This window comes from Amycolatopsis rifamycinica, assembly GCF_000695625.1.
In the GTDB taxonomy this organism is placed as follows: domain Bacteria; phylum Actinomycetota; class Actinomycetes; order Mycobacteriales; family Pseudonocardiaceae; genus Amycolatopsis; species Amycolatopsis rifamycinica.
This window is the reverse complement of record NZ_JMQI01000039.1, coordinates 107,422-124,408: the sequence shown is the minus strand read 5'-3', so window position 1 is coordinate 124,408 and position 16,987 is coordinate 107,422. Positions and strand designations below refer to the sequence as shown.

Genomic DNA, 16,987 nt, shown 5'->3' with positions numbered 1-16,987 from the left:
CGGCTGCTAGACGAGAGGGATGCCGATCTTCACTCGCCGGGTGCGCGCCCTCGCCGTCACCCTCGCCGCGACGGCCGGTCTCGCCGTCCCCACCCCCGCCCAGGCCGGCACGTCCGGCGCCTTCGTCGCGCTCTCCGACGTCGCACCGTCGATCCTGCAGGAAATCCGCTACGACACGCGGCACAACTTCGTCGGCCGCCGGATCGACGGGTACCGCCGGCCGCTGTGCATCCTGACCCGGCAGGCCGCCGAGGGCCTGCGGGAGGCGCAGGCCCAGCTGGTCCGGCGGGGCTACACGCTCAAGGTGTACGACTGCTACCGGCCGCAGCGCGCCGTCGACCACTTCGTGCGGTGGGCGAAGGACCTCGCGGACGAGAAGATGAAGGCGGAGTTCTACCCCAACGTCGCCAAGGACCGCCTCTTCGCCGACGGGTACATCGCCGAGAAGTCCGGGCACAGCCGCGGCAGCACCATGGACCTGACGCTGGTCCGCATCCCGCCGCCGGTCCAGCGGCCCTACGTTCCTGGCGAGCCGCTCGTCCCGTGCTTCGCGCCGCGGGAGCAGCGGTTCCCGGACAACACCGTCGACATGGGCACCGGCTACGACTGCTTCGACCCGCTCGCCCACACCGACAACCCGGCCGTCACCGGTGCCGCCCGGCAGCACCGCGACCTGCTGCGCTCGACGATGGCCGCGGCGGGGTTCCGCAACCTGCCCGAGGAGTGGTGGCACTTCACGCTGAACGGCGAACCGTTCCCGGACACGTACTTCGACTTCCCGGTGTCCCGGGGAAGCCTGCGCTGAACGAAAAGCGCCTCCTCAGTCCTGAGTGGACGGTCCCGGCGTGGCGTACCGGGCGGCGGTGGTGCGGACGGCCTCGTCGACCACCTCGGCGACGCGTTCGGCACTGACCTCCCAGCCCGGCACCAGGAGGGTCGGCCAGAAGACGTAGTTGGAGATCATGCCGAGGAACTGGGTGGCGGCGAGGTCCACGTCGTCGATCCGCACCGTTCCCGCCGCGCGCTCGGCCAGCAGGTAGCTGCGCACGGACTCGAAGTACGGCATCTTCCCGTGGACGAACTGCGCCTGGGCCAGCTCGGGGAACCGCGGCAGCTCGGCGATGACGATCCGGAACAGGTCGGTCATCCGGGTCCGGCCCAGCAGCGCGGCGTACCGGCGGCCGAGGACGCCGAGCCCGTCGGCGACGTTGCCCGCCGGCGGCGGATCCTCCTCCTCGGCGGTCGACCAGGCTTCGGTCACGATGGCGTCGAACAGCGCCGCCTTGGTCGGGAACTGCTTGAACAAGGTGGCCCGCGAAACGCCCGAGCGCTCCGCGATCCGCGCCAGCGACGTCCGGTCGTAGCCCAGCTCGAGGAACAGCGCCGTCGCGGCCGTCACGATCAGCGCGCGCTTCTCCTGGGCGACGCGCTGGTGATACGTCGGCACGACCCGGCTCATGGCCCGAGCATACGAGGTGAGTGGCTTGACTCGCCACTGCGGCCGACCTACTGTCGGGAGCATGGTGAGTCGACCGGCTCACCACCTACCGGAGGAACACCCATGCCCCGCTTCGACAACCAGACCGTGCTGGTGACCGGAGGGACCGGCGGCCAGGGCTCGAGCCACGTGCGCGCCTTCCACGCGGAGGGAGCGAACGTCGTCATCGGCGGCATCGACGCGGACCGCGGCGCCGCCCTCGCCGGCGAGCTCGGGACTCGCGCGCGCTTCGTCCGCCTCGACGTCACCGACGAGAGCTCGTGGTCCGCCGCCGTGCTGGCCGCCGAGAGCGCCTTCGGCGGCCTGAACGTGCTCGTCAACAACGCGGGCGTGCAGAACCCGCCGGCCACGATCGAGAACACCGACCAGGCCACCTGGTCGCGCATCCTCGACATCAACCTCACCGGGACGTTCCTCGGCATCAAGGCCGCGGCCCCGGCTCTGCGCCGCGCGGCAGGGGGAGCCATCGTCAACATCGCCTCGACGATGGGTCTGGGCGGCACCGCGCACTACGCGCCCTACGTCGCCAGCAAGTGGGCCGTGCGAGGCCTCACCCAGACTGCGGCACTCGAGCTCGGCCGGGACCACATCCGCGTGAACACCATCCACCCCGGCGTGATCTCGACGCCGTTCATCCACGAACCGGCCGCCGGCGCCACCGCGGCCATCGCCGAGTTCTACTCACCCGAGCCGTTCGCCATCCCCCGGCTCGGGGAGCCCGCCGACGTCACCCGGCTGCTCCTGTTCCTCACGTCGTCGGACGCGTCGTTCGTCACGGGGTCGGAGTACGTCATCGACGGCGGGCTCCTCCTCGGCCCCGCCCTCCAGGCCGAAGCCGCATGAGCAGTCCGGACCCGGCCGGGTCGTCGTCGGCCCACCTGCCCGGCCCCCTCCGGCGAGCCATCGAGATCACCCCCGCCGCGGGCACCGGGGAACGGATCATCGACATCACGACGCGGGGGCGCCGCACCGGCCGGGCACGCCGCATCGAGATCTTCTTCTACCGAGCCGCGGGCGAGACGTACCTGTGCAGCGGCGCCGGCGGTGCCGCGACCGGCTGGTACGCGAACCTCCTCGCCGATCCCGACTTCACCTTCCACCTCAAGCACGGCATCCGGGCCGATCTGCCGGCCCGGGCCACGCCGGTCACCGACCCGGCCGAACGCCAGGCCGTGCTGGCGGAGATCGTCGCGGACCTCAACCAGCCCCACGACCCCGGCACCATCCGGCCGACGCGGCTCGAAGACTGGGCCGACAGCCGGCTGATGCGCATCAGCTTCCGCGATCGGCCGTGAGCACGGGAAAGGCCCCCGCCGGAAACCCGGCGGGGGCCTTTCCCGTGTGACTCAGCTTCAGCGGAAGTCGCGGCCGAAGTCGTAGTCGTCCAGCGGAACCGCGGCACCGGTACCCGTACCGAACACGTCCGGGGTGTAGTAGCCGTCGTCGTAGGACGGGATCGCGTACGCCGCGACCCGGGCCTCCTCGGTCGGCTGCACCTGCATGTTGCGGTACTTGTTGATGCCCGTACCGGCCGGGATCAGCTTACCGATGATCACGTTCTCCTTGAGGCCCACGAGCTTGTCCGAGCGGCCGTTGATCGCCGCGTCGGTCAGGACTCGCGTGGTCTCCTGGAACGACGCCGCCGACAGCCACGAGTCCGTGGTGAGCGACGCCTTCGTGATCCCCATCAGCACCGGACGGCCCGAAGCTGGCTCGCCGCCTTCGGCGACCGCGGCCCGGTTCGTCGCCTCGAACTTGGTCCGCTCGGGCAGCTCGCCCGGCAGGAAGTCCGTGGACCCGGAGTCGATGATCGTCACCCGGCGCAGCATCTGCCGGACGATGACCTCGATGTGCTTGTCGTGGATCGACACACCCTGGGCGCGGTACACCTTCTGGACCTCGTCCACCAGGTGGATCTGCGCCTCGCGCGGCCCCATGACCCGCAGGACCTCGTGCGGGTCCGGCGTGCCCTCGAGCAGCTGCTGACCGACGTGCACGTGGTCGCCGTCGCCCAGCGGGCCGTTCGGGGTGTTCGCGAGCCGCTGCCGCTTGGACAGCTTGTCGAAGACGATCTCCTCGCCCCCGTCGTCCGGGATGAGGGTGATCTTCCAGAACCGCTCGCTCTCCTCGATCCGCACGCGGCCGTCGACGTCGGCGATGGGCGCCTTGCCCTTCGGGACGCGGGCCTCGAACAGCTCCTGGACACGCGGCAGACCGGTCGTGATGTCGTCACCGGCGACACCACCCTGGTGGAACGTACGCATCGTCAGCTGCGTACCGGGCTCACCGATCGACTGGGCCGCGACGATACCCACGGCCTCGCCGACGTCGACGAGCAGACCGGTCGCCATCGAGCGGCCGTAGCAGGTCGCGCAGATACCGACGACCGACTCGCAGGTCAGCACCGAGCGGACCTTGACCTTCGAGATGCCGCTGGAGAGCAGCTTGTCGATGGCCGGGTCGCCGATGTCGTCGCCGGCGTTCAGCACGACGTTGCCCTTGGCGTCCACCGCGTCCGTCGCGAGGTTCCGCGCGTACACGGAGGTCTCGACGTGCTGGTCGCGCAGGACCTTGCCGTCGCCGATGTCCTCGCCGATCGGCATCATGATGCCGCGGGTGGTGCCGCAGTCGACCTCGCGGACGATGACGTCCTGCGAGACGTCCACCAGACGCCGGGTCAGGTAACCCGAGTCGGCGGTCCGGAGCGCCGTGTCCGCCAGACCCTTCCGGGCACCGTGCGTCGCGATGAAGTACTCCGCCACCGACAGGCCCTCACGGAAGTTGGCCTTGATCGGACGCGGGATGTACTCACCCTTCGGGTTCGACACCAGGCCACGCATACCGGCCAGGGACCGGACCTGCGTCATGTTACCGGCGGCGCCCGACTTCACGATCATGGCGATCGGGTTGTCGTCCGGCAGCGCCGTCTCCATGATCTTGTGGACCTCTTCGGTGGCCTGCGTCCACACCTTGACGAGCTCGTTGTTGCGCTCGGCGTGCGACAGCTGACCGCGCTGGTAGCGCTTCTCCACCTGGGAGGCCTTGCCCTCGTACTCGTCGAGGATGGCCTTCTTGCCTTCCGGCACCAGGACGTCGGAGATCGCCACCGTGACACCCGAACGGGTGGCCCAGTAGAAACCGGCGTCCTTCAGCTTGTCCAGCGTCTGCGCGACCTGGGTCATCGAGTACCGCTCGGCGAGGTCGTTCACGATCGCGGCCTGCCGCTTCTTCGGCATCGGCTCGTTGATGAACGGGTAGTCCGCCGGCAGCAGCTCGTTGAACAGCACGCGGCCCAGGGTGGTCTCGGCCAGCCACGGCTTGCCCGGCTCCCAGCCCTTTTCCGCGAGCCGCGCCTCGTCGGCCTTCGCCGGCTGACGGTCGGTGATGCGGATCTTGACCGGGGCGTGCAGGCTCAGCGCCTTGCGGTCGTAGGCCATGATCGCCTCGGCCGGCGACGAGTACGCGTTGCCCGCGCCCTCGGCCGTCTCGGTGAGGCGGGTCAGGTGGAACAGACCCGTCACCATGTCCAGCCGCGGCATGGCGAGCGGACGGCCCGACGCCGGCGACAGGATGTTGTTCGCCGACAGCATCAGGATCCGGGCCTCGGCCTGCGCCTCGGCCGACAGCGGCAGGTGCACCGCCATCTGGTCACCGTCGAAGTCCGCGTTGAACGCCTCGCAGACCAGCGGGTGCAGCTGGATGGCCTTGCCTTCGACCAGCTGCGGCTCGAAGGCCTGGATGCCGAGGCGGTGCAGCGTCGGCGCGCGGTTCAGCATCACCGGGTGGCCGGTGATGACCTCTTCCAGCACGTCCCACACCTGCGGCCGCGAGCGCTCCACCATCCGCTTGGCGGACTTGATGTTCTGCGCGTGGTTCAGGTCGACCAGCCGCTTCATGACGAACGGCTTGAACAGCTCGAGCGCCATGTCCTTCGGCAGACCGCACTGGTGCAGCTTCAGCTGCGGGCCGACGATGATGACCGAACGGCCCGAGTAGTCGACGCGCTTGCCGAGCAGGTTCTGGCGGAACCGGCCCTGCTTGCCCTTGAGCAGGTCGGACAGCGACTTCAGCGGCCGGTTGCCCGGGCCGGTGACCGGACGCCCGCGGCGGCCGTTGTCGAACAGCGCGTCGACGGCCTCCTGCAGCATCCGCTTCTCGTTGTTGACGATGATCTCGGGCGCGCCGAGGTCGATCAGCCGCTTGAGGCGGTTGTTCCGGTTGATCACCCGGCGGTACAGGTCGTTCAGGTCCGACGTCGCGAAGCGGCCACCGTCCAGCTGCACCATCGGGCGCAGGTCCGGCGGGATCACCGGGACGGCGTCGAGCACCATGCCGCGCGGGTCGTTGCCGGTGGCCTGGAAGGCCGCGACGACCTTGAGCCGCTTCAGCGCGCGGAGCTTCTTCTGCCCCTTGCCGTTGCGGATGGTGTCGCGCAGGTTGTCGGCCTCGGCGTTGACGTCGAACTCGGTGGCCAGCTTCTGGATGGCCTCCGCGCCCATGCCGCCGGTGAAGTACTCGCCGTAGCGGTCGACGAGCTCGCGGTAGAGCAGCTCGTCGGCGATCAGCTGGCGGGTGTCGAGCTTCGTGAAGGTCGTCCAGACCTCCTCGAGGCGGTCCAGCTCGCGGCCGGCGCGGTCGCGGATCTGGCGCATCTCCCGCTCGCCGCCCTCCTTGACCTTGCGGCGGACGTCGGACTTGGCGCCCTCCGCCTCCAGCGCGGCCAGGTCGGCTTCGAGCTTCTGCGCGCGGGCCTCGATGTCGGCGTCACGCTTGGTCTCGAGGTTCTTGCGCTCGACGCCGATCTCGTTCTCGAGGGTCGGCAGGTCGTTGTGACGCAGCTCCGTGTTCACGCCCGTGATGACGTAAGCAGCGAAGTAGATGATCTTCTCGAGGTCCTTCGGCGCCAGGTCCAGCAGGTAGCCCAGGCGGGAGGGAACACCCTTGAAGTACCAGATGTGGGTGACCGGGGCGGCCAGCTCGATGTGGCCCATCCGCTCGCGGCGCACCTTGGCGCGGGTCACCTCGACGCCGCAGCGCTCACAGATGATGCCCTTGAAGCGGACGCGCTTGTACTTGCCGCAGTAGCACTCCCAGTCCCGGGTCGGGCCGAAGATCTTCTCGCAGAAGAGGCCGTCCTTCTCGGGCTTGAGCGTCCGGTAGTTGATGGTCTCCGGCTTCTTGACCTCGCCGTACGACCACTGACGGATGTCGTCGGCCGTGGCGAGCCCGATGCGGAGCTCATCGAAAAAGTTGACGTCCAGCACGTCTAGATCCCCTTGGGGTTGTTTCGGCTAGAGGGGTTGGCGGGCGAGCTGGGCCCCGCGGGAGGTGGGGCCCAGCTCAGCTCGCGATCAGTGCACGACGTCGTCCACCGAGGGCGACTCGTTGCGGGACAGGTTGATGCCGAGGTTCGCCGCGGCGCGCTCGAGGTCCTCGTCGTCGGAGTCGCGCATCTCGATCGCCGCGCCGTCGCTGGAGAGCACCTCGACGTTGAGGCACAGCGACTGGAGCTCCTTGAGGAGCACCTTGAACGACTCCGGGATGCCCGGCTCGGGGATGTTCTCGCCCTTGACGATGGCCTCGTACACCTTGACGCGGCCGACCACGTCGTCCGACTTGATCGTCAGCAGCTCCTGCAGCGTGTAGGCGGCGCCGTACGCCTGCATCGCCCAGCACTCCATCTCACCGAAGCGCTGGCCACCGAACTGCGCCTTACCACCCAGCGGCTGCTGCGTGATCATCGAGTACGGACCGGTGGAGCGGGCGTGGATCTTGTCGTCGACCAGGTGGTGCAGCTTCAGGATGTACATGTAGCCGACCGCGACCGGGTACGGGTACGGCTCGCCGGAGCGGCCGTCGAACAGGTTGGCCTTCCCGTTCTCCTTGACCATCCGCTCGCCGTCGCGGTTCGGCTTGGTCGCGCTGAGCAGCCCGGTGAGCTCCTCTTCCTTCGCGCCGTCGAACACCGGGGTGGCGGTGTTCGTGCCCGGCGCGACGTCGCGGAGCTCGGGCGAAAGGTTCTTCGCCCAGTCCGGGTCGCCCTCGATCGTCCAGCCCTGCGAGGCCAGCCAGCCCAGGTGCAGTTCGAGGATCTGGCCGATGTTCATCCGTCGCGGCACACCGTGGGTGTTCAGGATGATGTCGACCGGGGTGCCGTCCTCCATGAACGGCATGTCCTCGACCGGCAGGATCTTGCCGATGACACCCTTGTTCCCGTGCCGGCCGGCGAGCTTGTCGCCCGGCTGGATCTTGCGCTTCTGGGCCACGTAGACGCGGACCAGCTCGTTGACGCCGGGCGGCAGCTCGTCGTCGTCCTCGCGCGAGAACACGCGGATGCCGATGACTTTGCCGGTCTCGCCGTGCGGCACCTTCAGCGAGGTGTCGCGGACTTCGCGGGCCTTCTCGCCGAAGATCGCGCGGAGCAGGCGCTCCTCCGGGGTCAGCTCGGTCTCGCCCTTCGGCGTGACCTTGCCGACCAGGATGTCGCCGTCGCGGACCTCGGCACCGATGCGGATGATGCCGCGCTCGTCGAGGTCAGCGAGGACCTCTTCGGAGACGTTCGGGATGTCCCGGGTGATCTCCTCGGCGCCCAGCTTCGTGTCGCGGGCGTCGATCTCGTGCTCCTCGATGTGGATCGACGTCAGCACGTCGTCCTGCACCAGGCGCTCGGAGAGGATGATCGCGTCCTCGTAGTTGTGGCCCTCCCACGGCATGACCGCGACCAGCAGGTTCTTGCCGAGCGCCACCTCACCGTTTTCGGTGGACGGGCCGTCGGCGATGACCTGGCCGGCTTCGACCCGGTCGCCCTCGTTGACGATCGGGCGGTGGTTGAAGCAGGTGCCGTGGTTCGAGCGGCGGAACTTGTAGAGGCTGTAGCTCTTCCGCGTGCCGTCGTCGTGCATGACCGTGATCAGGTCGGCCGACAGCTCCTCGACCACACCCGACTGCTCGGCGACGAGCATGTCGCCGGAGTCGATCGCGGCGCGCAGCTCCACGCCGGTGCCGACGTACGGCGCCTGGCTGCGGAGCAGCGGCACGGCCTGACGCTGCATGTTCGCGCCCATCAGCGCGCGGTTCGCGTCGTCGTGCTCGAGGAACGGGATCATCGCCGTCGCGATCGAGACCATCTGCCGCGGCGACACGTCCATGTAGTCGATGTCGAGCGGGTCGATCAGCTCGACCTCGCCGCCCTTGCGGCGGGCCATGACCCGGTCTTCGACGAAGGTGCCGTCGTCCGAGATCGGCGCGTTGGCCTGGGCCTTGACGAACCGGTCTTCTTCGTCCGCGGTCAGGTAGTCGATCTGGTCGGTGACCCGGCCCTCGACGACCTTGCGGTACGGCGTCTCGATGAAGCCGAACGGGTTGACCCGCGCGTACGAGCAGAGCGAGCCGATCAGGCCGATGTTCGGGCCTTCCGGCGTCTCGATCGGGCACATCCGGCCGTAGTGCGACGGGTGGACGTCGCGGACCTCCATGCCGGCGCGCTCACGCGACAGACCACCCGGGCCCAGCGCGTTGAGGCGGCGCTTGTGGGTCAGGCCGTCGATCGGGTTCGTCTGCTGCATGAACTGCGACAGCTGCGAGGTGCCGAAGAACTCCTTGATCGCCGCGCCGATCGGGCGGATGTTGATCAGGGTCTGCGGGGTGATCGCCTCGACGTCCTGCGTGGTCATGCGCTCGCGGACGACGCGCTCGGTGCGCGACAGGCCGACCCGGATCTGGTTCTGGATCAGCTCGCCGACCGTGCGGATGCGGCGGTTGCCGAAGTGGTCGATGTCGTCGGTCTCGACCGGGATCTCGGTCCCGTTCGCGGCGGTCATCTTGTCCTCGCCGGCGTGCAGCCGGACCAGGTACTCGATGATCGTGACGATGTCCTCTTCGGTCAGCGTCCCGTTGTCGATCGGCGTCGACAAGCCCAGCTTCTTGTTGACCTTGTACCGGCCGACCTTGGCCAGGTCGTAGCGCTTCGCCTTGAAGAACAGGTTCTCCAGCAGGGTCTGCGCGCTCTCCTTCGTGGGCGGTTCGCCCGGGCGGAGCTTGCGGTAGATGTCGAGCAGCGCCTCGTCGGTGCCGGCGGTGTGGTCCTTCTCGAGGGTGGCGAGCAGCGTCTCCGAGAAGGAGAAGCGCTCGCGGATCGCCTCGGTGGTCCAGCCGAGCGCCTTCAGCAGCACGGTGACGGGCTGGCGGCGCTTGCGGTCGATGCGGACGCCGACGGTGTCGCGCTTGTCGACGTCGAACTCCAGCCAGGCACCCCGGCTCGGGATGACCCGGACGCTGAAGACGTCCTTGTCGGAGGTCTTGTCGATGTCCTTCGAGTAGTAGACACCCGGCGAGCGGACCAGCTGGGACACCACGACACGCTCGGTGCCGTTGATGACGAAGGTGCCCTTGTCGGTCATCACCGGGAAGTCGCCGAGGAAGACCGTCTGGCTCTTGATCTCGCCCGTGTTGTTGTTGACGAACTCCGCCGTGACGAACAGCGGGGCCGCGTACGTCATGTCCTTGTCCTTGCACTCCTCGATCGAGGCCTTGACCTCGTCGAAGCGCGGGGCGGAGAAGGACAGGGACATCGAACCGGAGAAGTCTTCGATCGGCGAGATCTCGTTGAGGACCTCTTCGAGGCCGCCGACCGGGTTCTCTTCACCTTCCTCGACACGGCGCTGGAACCACGCTTCGTCCCCGGTGAACCACTGGAACGACTGGATCTGGACGTCGAGCAGGTTGGGGGTGTTCAGGGGTTCGCGAATCTTTGCGAAGGAAACCCGCTTGGGCGCGCCGGGGATTCCCGTGGCCTCCGAGCGAGATTCAGCCGAGGTGGTCGCAGCAGTGGCCTGGTTCGCGGGAGAGACTGCCAAGATGCGTCCTTCCGGGGACAATGAGCGGTGACGGCCGCCATAGCAACAGCTATCAGCGACTGTCAAGGGTGCCGTGTGCCCACTATCCTAACTACCGGCTCCGGGCAGCCTGAAAGAGGGCAGCGCAAAGAGACAGTCTAGCCCGAACGTCGCGGCTTGTCCAGGGGGCGCTCCCGATGGGGCCCAGCCTGCTTCGCAACGTCTTCAGGTATGCCTCCGGGCGAGCCGGTGGTCCCTCCCGCAAGGGCCCCGGTTTCGCCGTCGGGAGTAAGCGTGACCCCACCGGCGCTTCCAGTCAAGATGCCACACGGGGGTCCCGCCGGTTGGCGCAGCGTGGAAGAGGTTCAGCGGAGCGTGAGCGGCCGAATATCATTCCAGCTACCGGCCGGTAACGCCACCTTGGGGGTCCTACCTGGGGTTTTACGGCGTGATGTGGGTCATGGCGCGGCCCGCGAGGCCGGAGGGAGCCCGGGCGTGTCGGTGGGGATTTTTCGGGGTCCGGGCGCTGCGGCGGGGTCGCCGCGGGGGCGGCGGAGAGCGCTTCCAGGGCGGTGGCGGCACGGGGCCGGGTGATCGTGGGGTGGTGGTCGCGGGGCGGTGGTCCGGGCACGGGGGCGGGCCGGCTCGAGGCGCGCCGGCGAGGGCCACCGGGGGCCGGGGCTCACCGGGGGCCGGGGCTCACCGGCGGCCAGGGCTCACCGGCGGCCAGGGCTCACCGGGCGCCGGGGCACACCCGCGGCCGGGACTCCTCAGCGGCCACGCCAGCCGAGGCGGCCAGGCGCACCGGCAGCCACGCCAACCGAGGCAGCCCAGCGGGCCGCCGTCGCCGCGGGTGGACGGGCCTCCTCCCCCGGCGACTCGATCTGCCGGCCGTGGCGCACCCACCGCCCCCGGCACCCGGGGCAGCCGGCCGCGTCCGCCGGACCTCTCAGGGCCGCGCCGCCCTCCACTGCGGCGCGAACACACCTCTTACTACTCACTCCCGGCGTCCCGGTCACCGATCGGCACGGCACCCCACCGCCCGGCGATCACCAGTCCGCCTTCACCGCCCTACGAGAACACCTTCCACGCCGCCGCCAGCTCGACCCTCGAGGTGAGGTTCATCTTCTGGAACACCTTCTTCAGGTGGAACGCCACCGTGTGCCGGGAGATGAACAGCTGTCTGCCCACCTCGTTGTTCGTGTGGCCCTGGCTCACCAGCTCCGCCACCGCGAACTCCGTGTTCGTCAGCCCGTGTGGCACGGTTCCTTCGCACTCGACCGTCCGGGTCGTGCCGCGGCGGACGCCGTACTCGCGGAGCTTGTTCACCACCCGGGCCGAGTCGCGGGTGGCGCTCACCGCCGCGTACGTGTCCAAGACCGACTCGAGGATCCGGATCGTCCGGTCACGCTCGGAGCAGCGGACGGCCAGCAGGCTCGCCAGGTCCTCGCGTGCCGAGGCCGCGCACCACCGGTCGGGGTGGATGTCGGCCGCTTCGTGGAGCTTGGCCGCGTCCTGCTCCAGCAGGCCCGCCGCGTGCAGGGCCGATCCGCGGATGACACTGAACTCCGGCTGCTCGGCGACCAGGGCCGCCGACTCTTCCACCGCGGCCTTCGCCAGGTCGGGCGCGTCCAGCTTGGCGCACGCGCGGACCAGCCAGGACGCTGCCGCCGGTTCGGACACCAGCAGCTGTCTCAGCACCACCGGGTTCGTGACGATGCCGGCGATGAGGCTCGCCGCGCTCTCCACGCCGCTGCGGGCCTCCACCGCCTGCGCGGCCACCCACGCTCCCGGCGCCTGCCCGAAGTACCCGAGCAGGGCTTCGTCCGACAGCTTGTCGACGAAGTGGCGGCACGCCCGCATGTCCGCGCGCCGGAGCGCGCCCAGCGCGAGCACCACGTAACTGGGCGGCCGCAGCGACCGGTCGCCACACCGCTCGGCGATGCGCAGGCCCGTGCTGATCTCGTCCATCGCGTCGTCGACGCTGCCCATGGCGAACAACAGGCTGCCCCGGACGTTGTGCGCGACGGCGGTCATGCGGTCGGAGGCTGCCCCGCCCCGGTCCGCGGCCGCCTCCGCCGACTCGAGCACCCGGCGGCCCGCGTCGAGGTCACGGGCCTTGATCAGCAACCCGACGTACCAGAACTGAGCCAGCTGGCTCAGTTCGTCGGATTCCCGGCGGTTGCCCGTCGCCGCTTCCTTGGCGCAGTGCAACCCGGCGTCGAGCCGGCCGTTGAACCACGACGAAGCGGAGCGGCGGAGGAAACCAGCGGTGTCGCAGGACCGCTGCATCAAATCATCACCGAATCCGAAGAACGGATTCTGTGGCATTTGCAAGTTGGGTACGTCCAACATCGATCGGCTATCCCCCAGGCATAGACGAAGCGGAATCGATGGCGGCGCGCCGCGCTCGAACGGAATTGTTCTCCGGCACCGAGCGTGAACGGCGCGCCCCATAAGGGCCGTCCCCCCCACTTTGAAGCGCACCGCGTCGAAAAAGTTTTCGGGCGGGCGCGGAATGTTCAGTCAGCGTGTGGCGGCACCCCAGAAAGCGCATGGGGGCGCGCCACCCCAACCTCCCCAGGTTGCTACGTCAGAAATTAACAGCTTGCTTGGCCCACAGTAGCTTCGGCACGACCCTTCGTCATCGCCCATGTGACCCCGATCACACTGCTCCCGAAAGCGTGTCGACCTCGGTATTCCTTGTCGCGCAACGGAATTCACGCTCAGTTCACAGCCTTCATCAACCCGATGGCCTAGCGGGCCGAACGGTTAGTAGTCAACAAACCGTTCGGTCGGCCGATGTTCACGGTAACGGTGGACTGAACCATTGCCGCGGGCCTGGTCACCGCGGGGGGAACACGAAAACGCCGGAGCCGGTCCGGCTCCGGCGCCACGGCGCGCGCTGGCGCGATCAGCTCAGCGCGTTCGGCGAATCGGCGGACAAGTGCAGGAGCGCCCGCGCGGCCAGGCGGTAACCGAAGGCGCCGAGGCCGACCACCACGCCGCTCGCCAGCGGGGCGATGACCGACTCGTGCCGGAACTGTTCGCGCGCCCACACGTTGCTCAGGTGGACCTCGATCCACGGCGGTTCGTAGCTGGCCAGCGCGTCGCGCAGGCTCCAGCCGGCGATCATCAGCGCACCCGGGTTCACGATCGCGCCGACCGTGCGGCCGCGGTGCTCGTGGATCGCGCCGACCAGCTCGCCTTCGCCGTCACGCTGGACCGACACGACGTCCCACCCACGAGGACGCACCTCCTCGGCGACCATTTTCTCGATGTCGGCCAGCGTGTCGGTGCCGTAGATCTCCGGCTCGCGCCGGCCCAGCACACCCAGGTTGGGACCGTTCAGCAGAAGGACCTCGGGCAACGGGACACACCTCGCTCAGCAGGGGGCCGGACCCCCTCATGCTGTCGGCGCGGGCCGCGGGGGCCCAACCCCCACGTTGATAGTTGCGGCCGGTGACCTATCAGGTCGGGGGATGCCCACCCGGCCGCCGGGAACTTAGGCTCCGGCCGAGGCTTGTCCGGCGATCCGGGAATGGAGTTCCTCCGCAGTGACGACCAACGTGACCGAAAAGACGCCCAGCAACGAATCGCTGCGCTCCCCGCTCCCCCCGGAGTTCGTCCGGCGCGAAGACCCGTTCCACGTGCCGCCCGCTTTGGTGGCCGTCGCCGAACAAGGCCCCGTCGCCCGGGCGACACTGGCCGCAGGCGATCCGTTCTGGCTCGTGTCCGGGTACGAGGAAGCGCGCGCGGTGTTGTCGGACCCGCGTTTTTCCTCCGACCGGTTCCAGTACCACCCGCGGTTCAAAGAACTGTCGCCCGAATTCCGGGAACGCCTGCGGGACGACAAGGCGCGGGCCGGGTCGTTCATCAACATGGACCCGCCCGAGCACACCCGGTACCGGAAACTGCTCACCGGGCAGTTCACCGTCCGCCGCATCCGCGAACTCGGCGCCCGGATCGACGAGATCGTCGCCGGCCGGGTGGACGCCATGCTGGCCGGCGGGACCACCGCCGACCTGATGACCGAATTCGCGTTCCCCGCGCCGTCGCTGATGATCTGCGAGCTGCTCGGCGTCCGGTACGAGGACCGGGCGGGGTTCCAGCAGCGCGCGGCGGCCCTGCTGCAGATGAACGCGCCGGTCGCGGAGGCGGTGAAGAACGCCGACGCCCTGCGCGCGTTCATGCAGGCGCTGGTGACCGACAAGCGCGAGCACCCGGCCGGCGACCTCATCTCCGGCCTGATCCACCACGCCGGCGCCGACCCCGCGCTCACCGACGACGAGCTGATCAACATCGCCAACCTGCTGCTCATCGCCGGCTACGACACCACGGCGAGCATGCTGGGGCTGGGCATCTTCGTGCTGCTGCAGCGCCCGGACCAGCTCGCCACGCTGCGGGACGACCCGTCCCGCGTCACCGACGCCGTCGAGGAGCTGCTGCGCTACCTGTCCGTGGTGAACCCGGGCATCTTCCGGTTCGCCAAGGAGGACCTGGAGTTCGGCGGCCAGCACATCCCGGCCGGCTCGACAGTGGTGGTCTCGGTGGTGGCGACCAACCGCGACGCCCGGCAGTGGCCGAACCCGGACCTCGACCTGACCCGCCCCCGCGGCCCGCACCTGGCCTTCGGCCACGGCGTCCACCAGTGCCTCGGCCAGCAGCTGGCCCGGATGGAGATGCAGGCGGGCTACGCCGAGCTGCTGCGCCGGCTGCCCAACCTGCGGCTGGCCGTGCCGCCCGAGGAGGTCCCGCTGCGCAACGACATGCTGACGTACGGCGTGCACTCGCTGCCGGTCGAGTGGGACGCCCCCTAAGCCTCTGAAGACAAGGCCAAGGCCCGGACCGTCGACGGCGGTCCGGGCCTTGGCGTGTCCGGAGGGGCATCACCCGTGTCCAGAGGGGCGACACGCGTGATTGGAGGGGCATCACGCGTGATTGGGAGGGCGACACGCGTGATTGGAGGGGCGACACGACGGAAACCGGCTCCCCGCCGCACTGCCTGGGGGTATGCGGTGCGGCGGGGAGCCGGTGGTGGGGGCGTCGTCAGGCGACGAAGCGGGCGATCGAGTCCGCCAGGGACTCGGCGTCCACGCCGAACAGGCGGTCGTGTTCCTCGGCCGTTCCGTAGACGCGGGCCTCGCGGTCGCGCCAAGTGCCGAACGAGCGCAGGCGGTGGGGGACGTCGCCCAGCGCTTCGGTCACCTCGAACGCCGACGTGCCGCGCAGGTACGGCTCGACCAGCACGACGTTCGGGGCCGCCGCGGTCACCGCCGCGCGCAGGCCCGCGTGGTCGAACGGGCGGATCGCCGAGGCGTACAGCACCGTCACGTCCGCCGTCGCCGTGGCGGCCAGTACCTGGTCCAGCACCGGCCCCACCGCGACCACCACGCCCGCGCCGCCGCGGCGCAGCACCGTGAACCCGTCCGACACCGGCACCGCTTCGCTGTTGGCGCGCTCGGACAGCCGGACGTACACCCGGTTGTCGCCGGCGATCGCCTTGCTCAGCAGCGGGCCGACCTCGTCCTCGTGGCCCGGGACGTACACCGTCCAGCCCGGGAGCGTGTCCAGCAGGGCGACGTCGCCCGGTGCCTGGTGGGTGCGGCCCCACGACGGGTCGTCGTAGGAGGCGCCCACGCTGACCAGCACCGCGCCGACGTCCTGGTGGCCGAGGCCGATCTTGAGCTGCTCGAACGGCCGCTCGATCAGGAACGGCGCGTACGTGTGCACCACCGGCCGCTGGCCGGCCAGCGCGAAACCGCCGGCGATGTCGATCATCGCCTGCTCGCGGATGCCGAAGTTGTGCACGCGGTCCGGGAAGTCCTTCTTCACCTCCCAGAAGAACCACGACGAGATGTCGGCGGTCAGCATGACCACCCGCGGGTCCGCGGCCAGCGACTCGATCACCGTCTCGGCGAAGACGGTCCGCATCTGCTTCCGGGTCACCTGGGCGGTCATGCGCCGGCCCCTTCCTCGATCGGGAGGATCTCCGCGACGACGGCCCGCGGCCGCCCGTCGGTTTCCCCGGTCAGTGCCTTCTCCAGCGCGTCGTGGTCGCGGCCGTCGACCGTGGTCGCGGCCCAGCCCTCCAGCTCGAAGCGCCCGGCGATGCCGCCCGGCCAGCCGAGGCTCGCCGTCTTGTTGTCGATGACGATCGCGGTGAGGCGGTCGAGCCCGAGCCGTCCGGCGATCGCCATCGTCTCGTGGTTGCTGCCTTCGTCGAACTCGCCGTCGCCCATCAGGACGAACACGCGGGCGTCGCGGCCTTGGGCGCGCAGCCCGAGCGCGGTGCCGACGCCGAGCGGGAGCCCGTGGCCGAGCGAGCCGCTGCTGATCTCAACGCCGGGCGCCAGGGTGCGGTCCGGGTGCATGCCGAGCGGCGAACCCCACTCCCGCCAGGTGTCCAGCGTCTCCGGCGCCATGAACCCCTTCGCGGCGAGCACCGCGTAGTAGGCCATCGGGCCGTGGCCCTTGGAAAGGTAGAACCGGTCACGGCCGGGGTCGTCGATGTTCGACGGCGACACGTTGAGCACGCGTTCGTAGAGCACCCAGATCGCGTGCAGCGTCGATGCCGCGGCCCAGCCGTGCTTTTCGTCCCCCGTCATCCGGCCGAACAGGCCGCGGAGGTTCTCTTCGGTCATCTGCATGGTTT

Annotated in this window: 11 protein-coding genes; 4 read left to right on the top strand and 7 right to left on the bottom strand. The window is 69.5% G+C overall.

The features are described 5' to 3' along the window. Nucleotides 1-19 precede the first annotated feature (19 nt). Nucleotides 20-805 carry a M15 family metallopeptidase gene (locus tag DV20_RS18435; protein WP_043781886.1) on the top strand — a complete coding sequence of 262 codons (786 nt, stop codon included), beginning with the start codon at nt 20-22 and terminating at the stop codon, nt 803-805. 15 nt (nt 806-820) lie between these two features. On the opposite strand, the gene DV20_RS18430 is transcribed toward DV20_RS18435, so the two are convergent. Beyond that, nucleotides 821-1,459, bottom strand: coding sequence for a TetR/AcrR family transcriptional regulator (locus DV20_RS18430; protein WP_043781883.1), 639 nt, complete (start codon nt 1,457-1,459; stop codon nt 821-823). A 102-nt stretch (nt 1,460-1,561) separates the two neighbouring features. Between DV20_RS18430 and DV20_RS18425 the strand changes: the two genes are divergently transcribed. Together DV20_RS18425 and DV20_RS18420 are read left to right on the top strand one after the other, a co-directional pair. Beyond that, nucleotides 1,562-2,341, top strand: coding sequence for a glucose 1-dehydrogenase (locus DV20_RS18425; RefSeq protein ID WP_043781880.1), 780 nt, complete (start codon nt 1,562-1,564; stop codon nt 2,339-2,341). Continuing rightward, nucleotides 2,338-2,793 (top strand): nitroreductase/quinone reductase family protein, encoded by a 456-nt coding sequence (locus tag DV20_RS18420; protein WP_043781878.1) that lies wholly within the window; start codon nt 2,338-2,340, stop codon nt 2,791-2,793. Before DV20_RS18425 ends, DV20_RS18420 begins: the two co-directional genes overlap by 4 nt. 57 nt (nt 2,794-2,850) lie before the next feature. On the opposite strand, the gene DV20_RS18415 is transcribed toward DV20_RS18420, so the two are convergent. The 4 genes from DV20_RS18415 to DV20_RS18400 form a co-directional block, all read right to left on the bottom strand. Further along, entirely contained in the window at nt 2,851-6,762 is a 3,912-nt protein-coding gene (locus tag DV20_RS18415; protein ID WP_043781873.1) for a DNA-directed RNA polymerase subunit beta', read from the bottom strand. An 87-nt stretch (nt 6,763-6,849) separates the two neighbouring features. Beyond that, entirely contained in the window at nt 6,850-10,353 is a 3,504-nt protein-coding gene (gene rpoB / locus DV20_RS18410) for a DNA-directed RNA polymerase subunit beta (protein ID WP_043781872.1), read from the bottom strand. Between the two features lie 1,050 nt (nt 10,354-11,403). Continuing rightward, entirely contained in the window at nt 11,404-12,624 is a 1,221-nt protein-coding gene (locus tag DV20_RS18405; protein ID WP_043781869.1) for a helix-turn-helix transcriptional regulator, read from the bottom strand. Nucleotides 12,625-13,246: 622 nt separating this feature from the next. Continuing rightward, complete coding sequence (locus DV20_RS18400) at nt 13,247-13,702, bottom strand: type II 3-dehydroquinate dehydratase (RefSeq protein ID WP_043781867.1); 456 nt, start codon at nt 13,700-13,702, stop codon at nt 13,247-13,249. Nucleotides 13,703-13,889: 187 nt separating this feature from the next. Here DV20_RS18400 and DV20_RS18395 point away from each other — a divergent pair, with 187 nt between their 5' ends. Continuing rightward, complete coding sequence (locus tag DV20_RS18395) at nt 13,890-15,152, top strand: cytochrome P450 (protein WP_043781865.1); 1,263 nt, start codon at nt 13,890-13,892, stop codon at nt 15,150-15,152. A gap of 229 nt (nt 15,153-15,381) precedes the next feature. On the opposite strand, the gene DV20_RS18390 is transcribed toward DV20_RS18395, so the two are convergent. Then, entirely contained in the window at nt 15,382-16,293 is a 912-nt protein-coding gene (locus DV20_RS18390) for a transketolase family protein (RefSeq protein ID WP_084093546.1), read from the bottom strand. Beyond that, nucleotides 16,290-16,982, bottom strand: a complete 693-nt coding sequence (locus DV20_RS18385) for a thiamine pyrophosphate-dependent enzyme (RefSeq protein ID WP_043781862.1) — start codon at nt 16,980-16,982, stop codon at nt 16,290-16,292. Before DV20_RS18385 ends, DV20_RS18390 begins: the two co-directional genes overlap by 4 nt. Nucleotides 16,983-16,987: the final 5 nt, after the last annotated feature.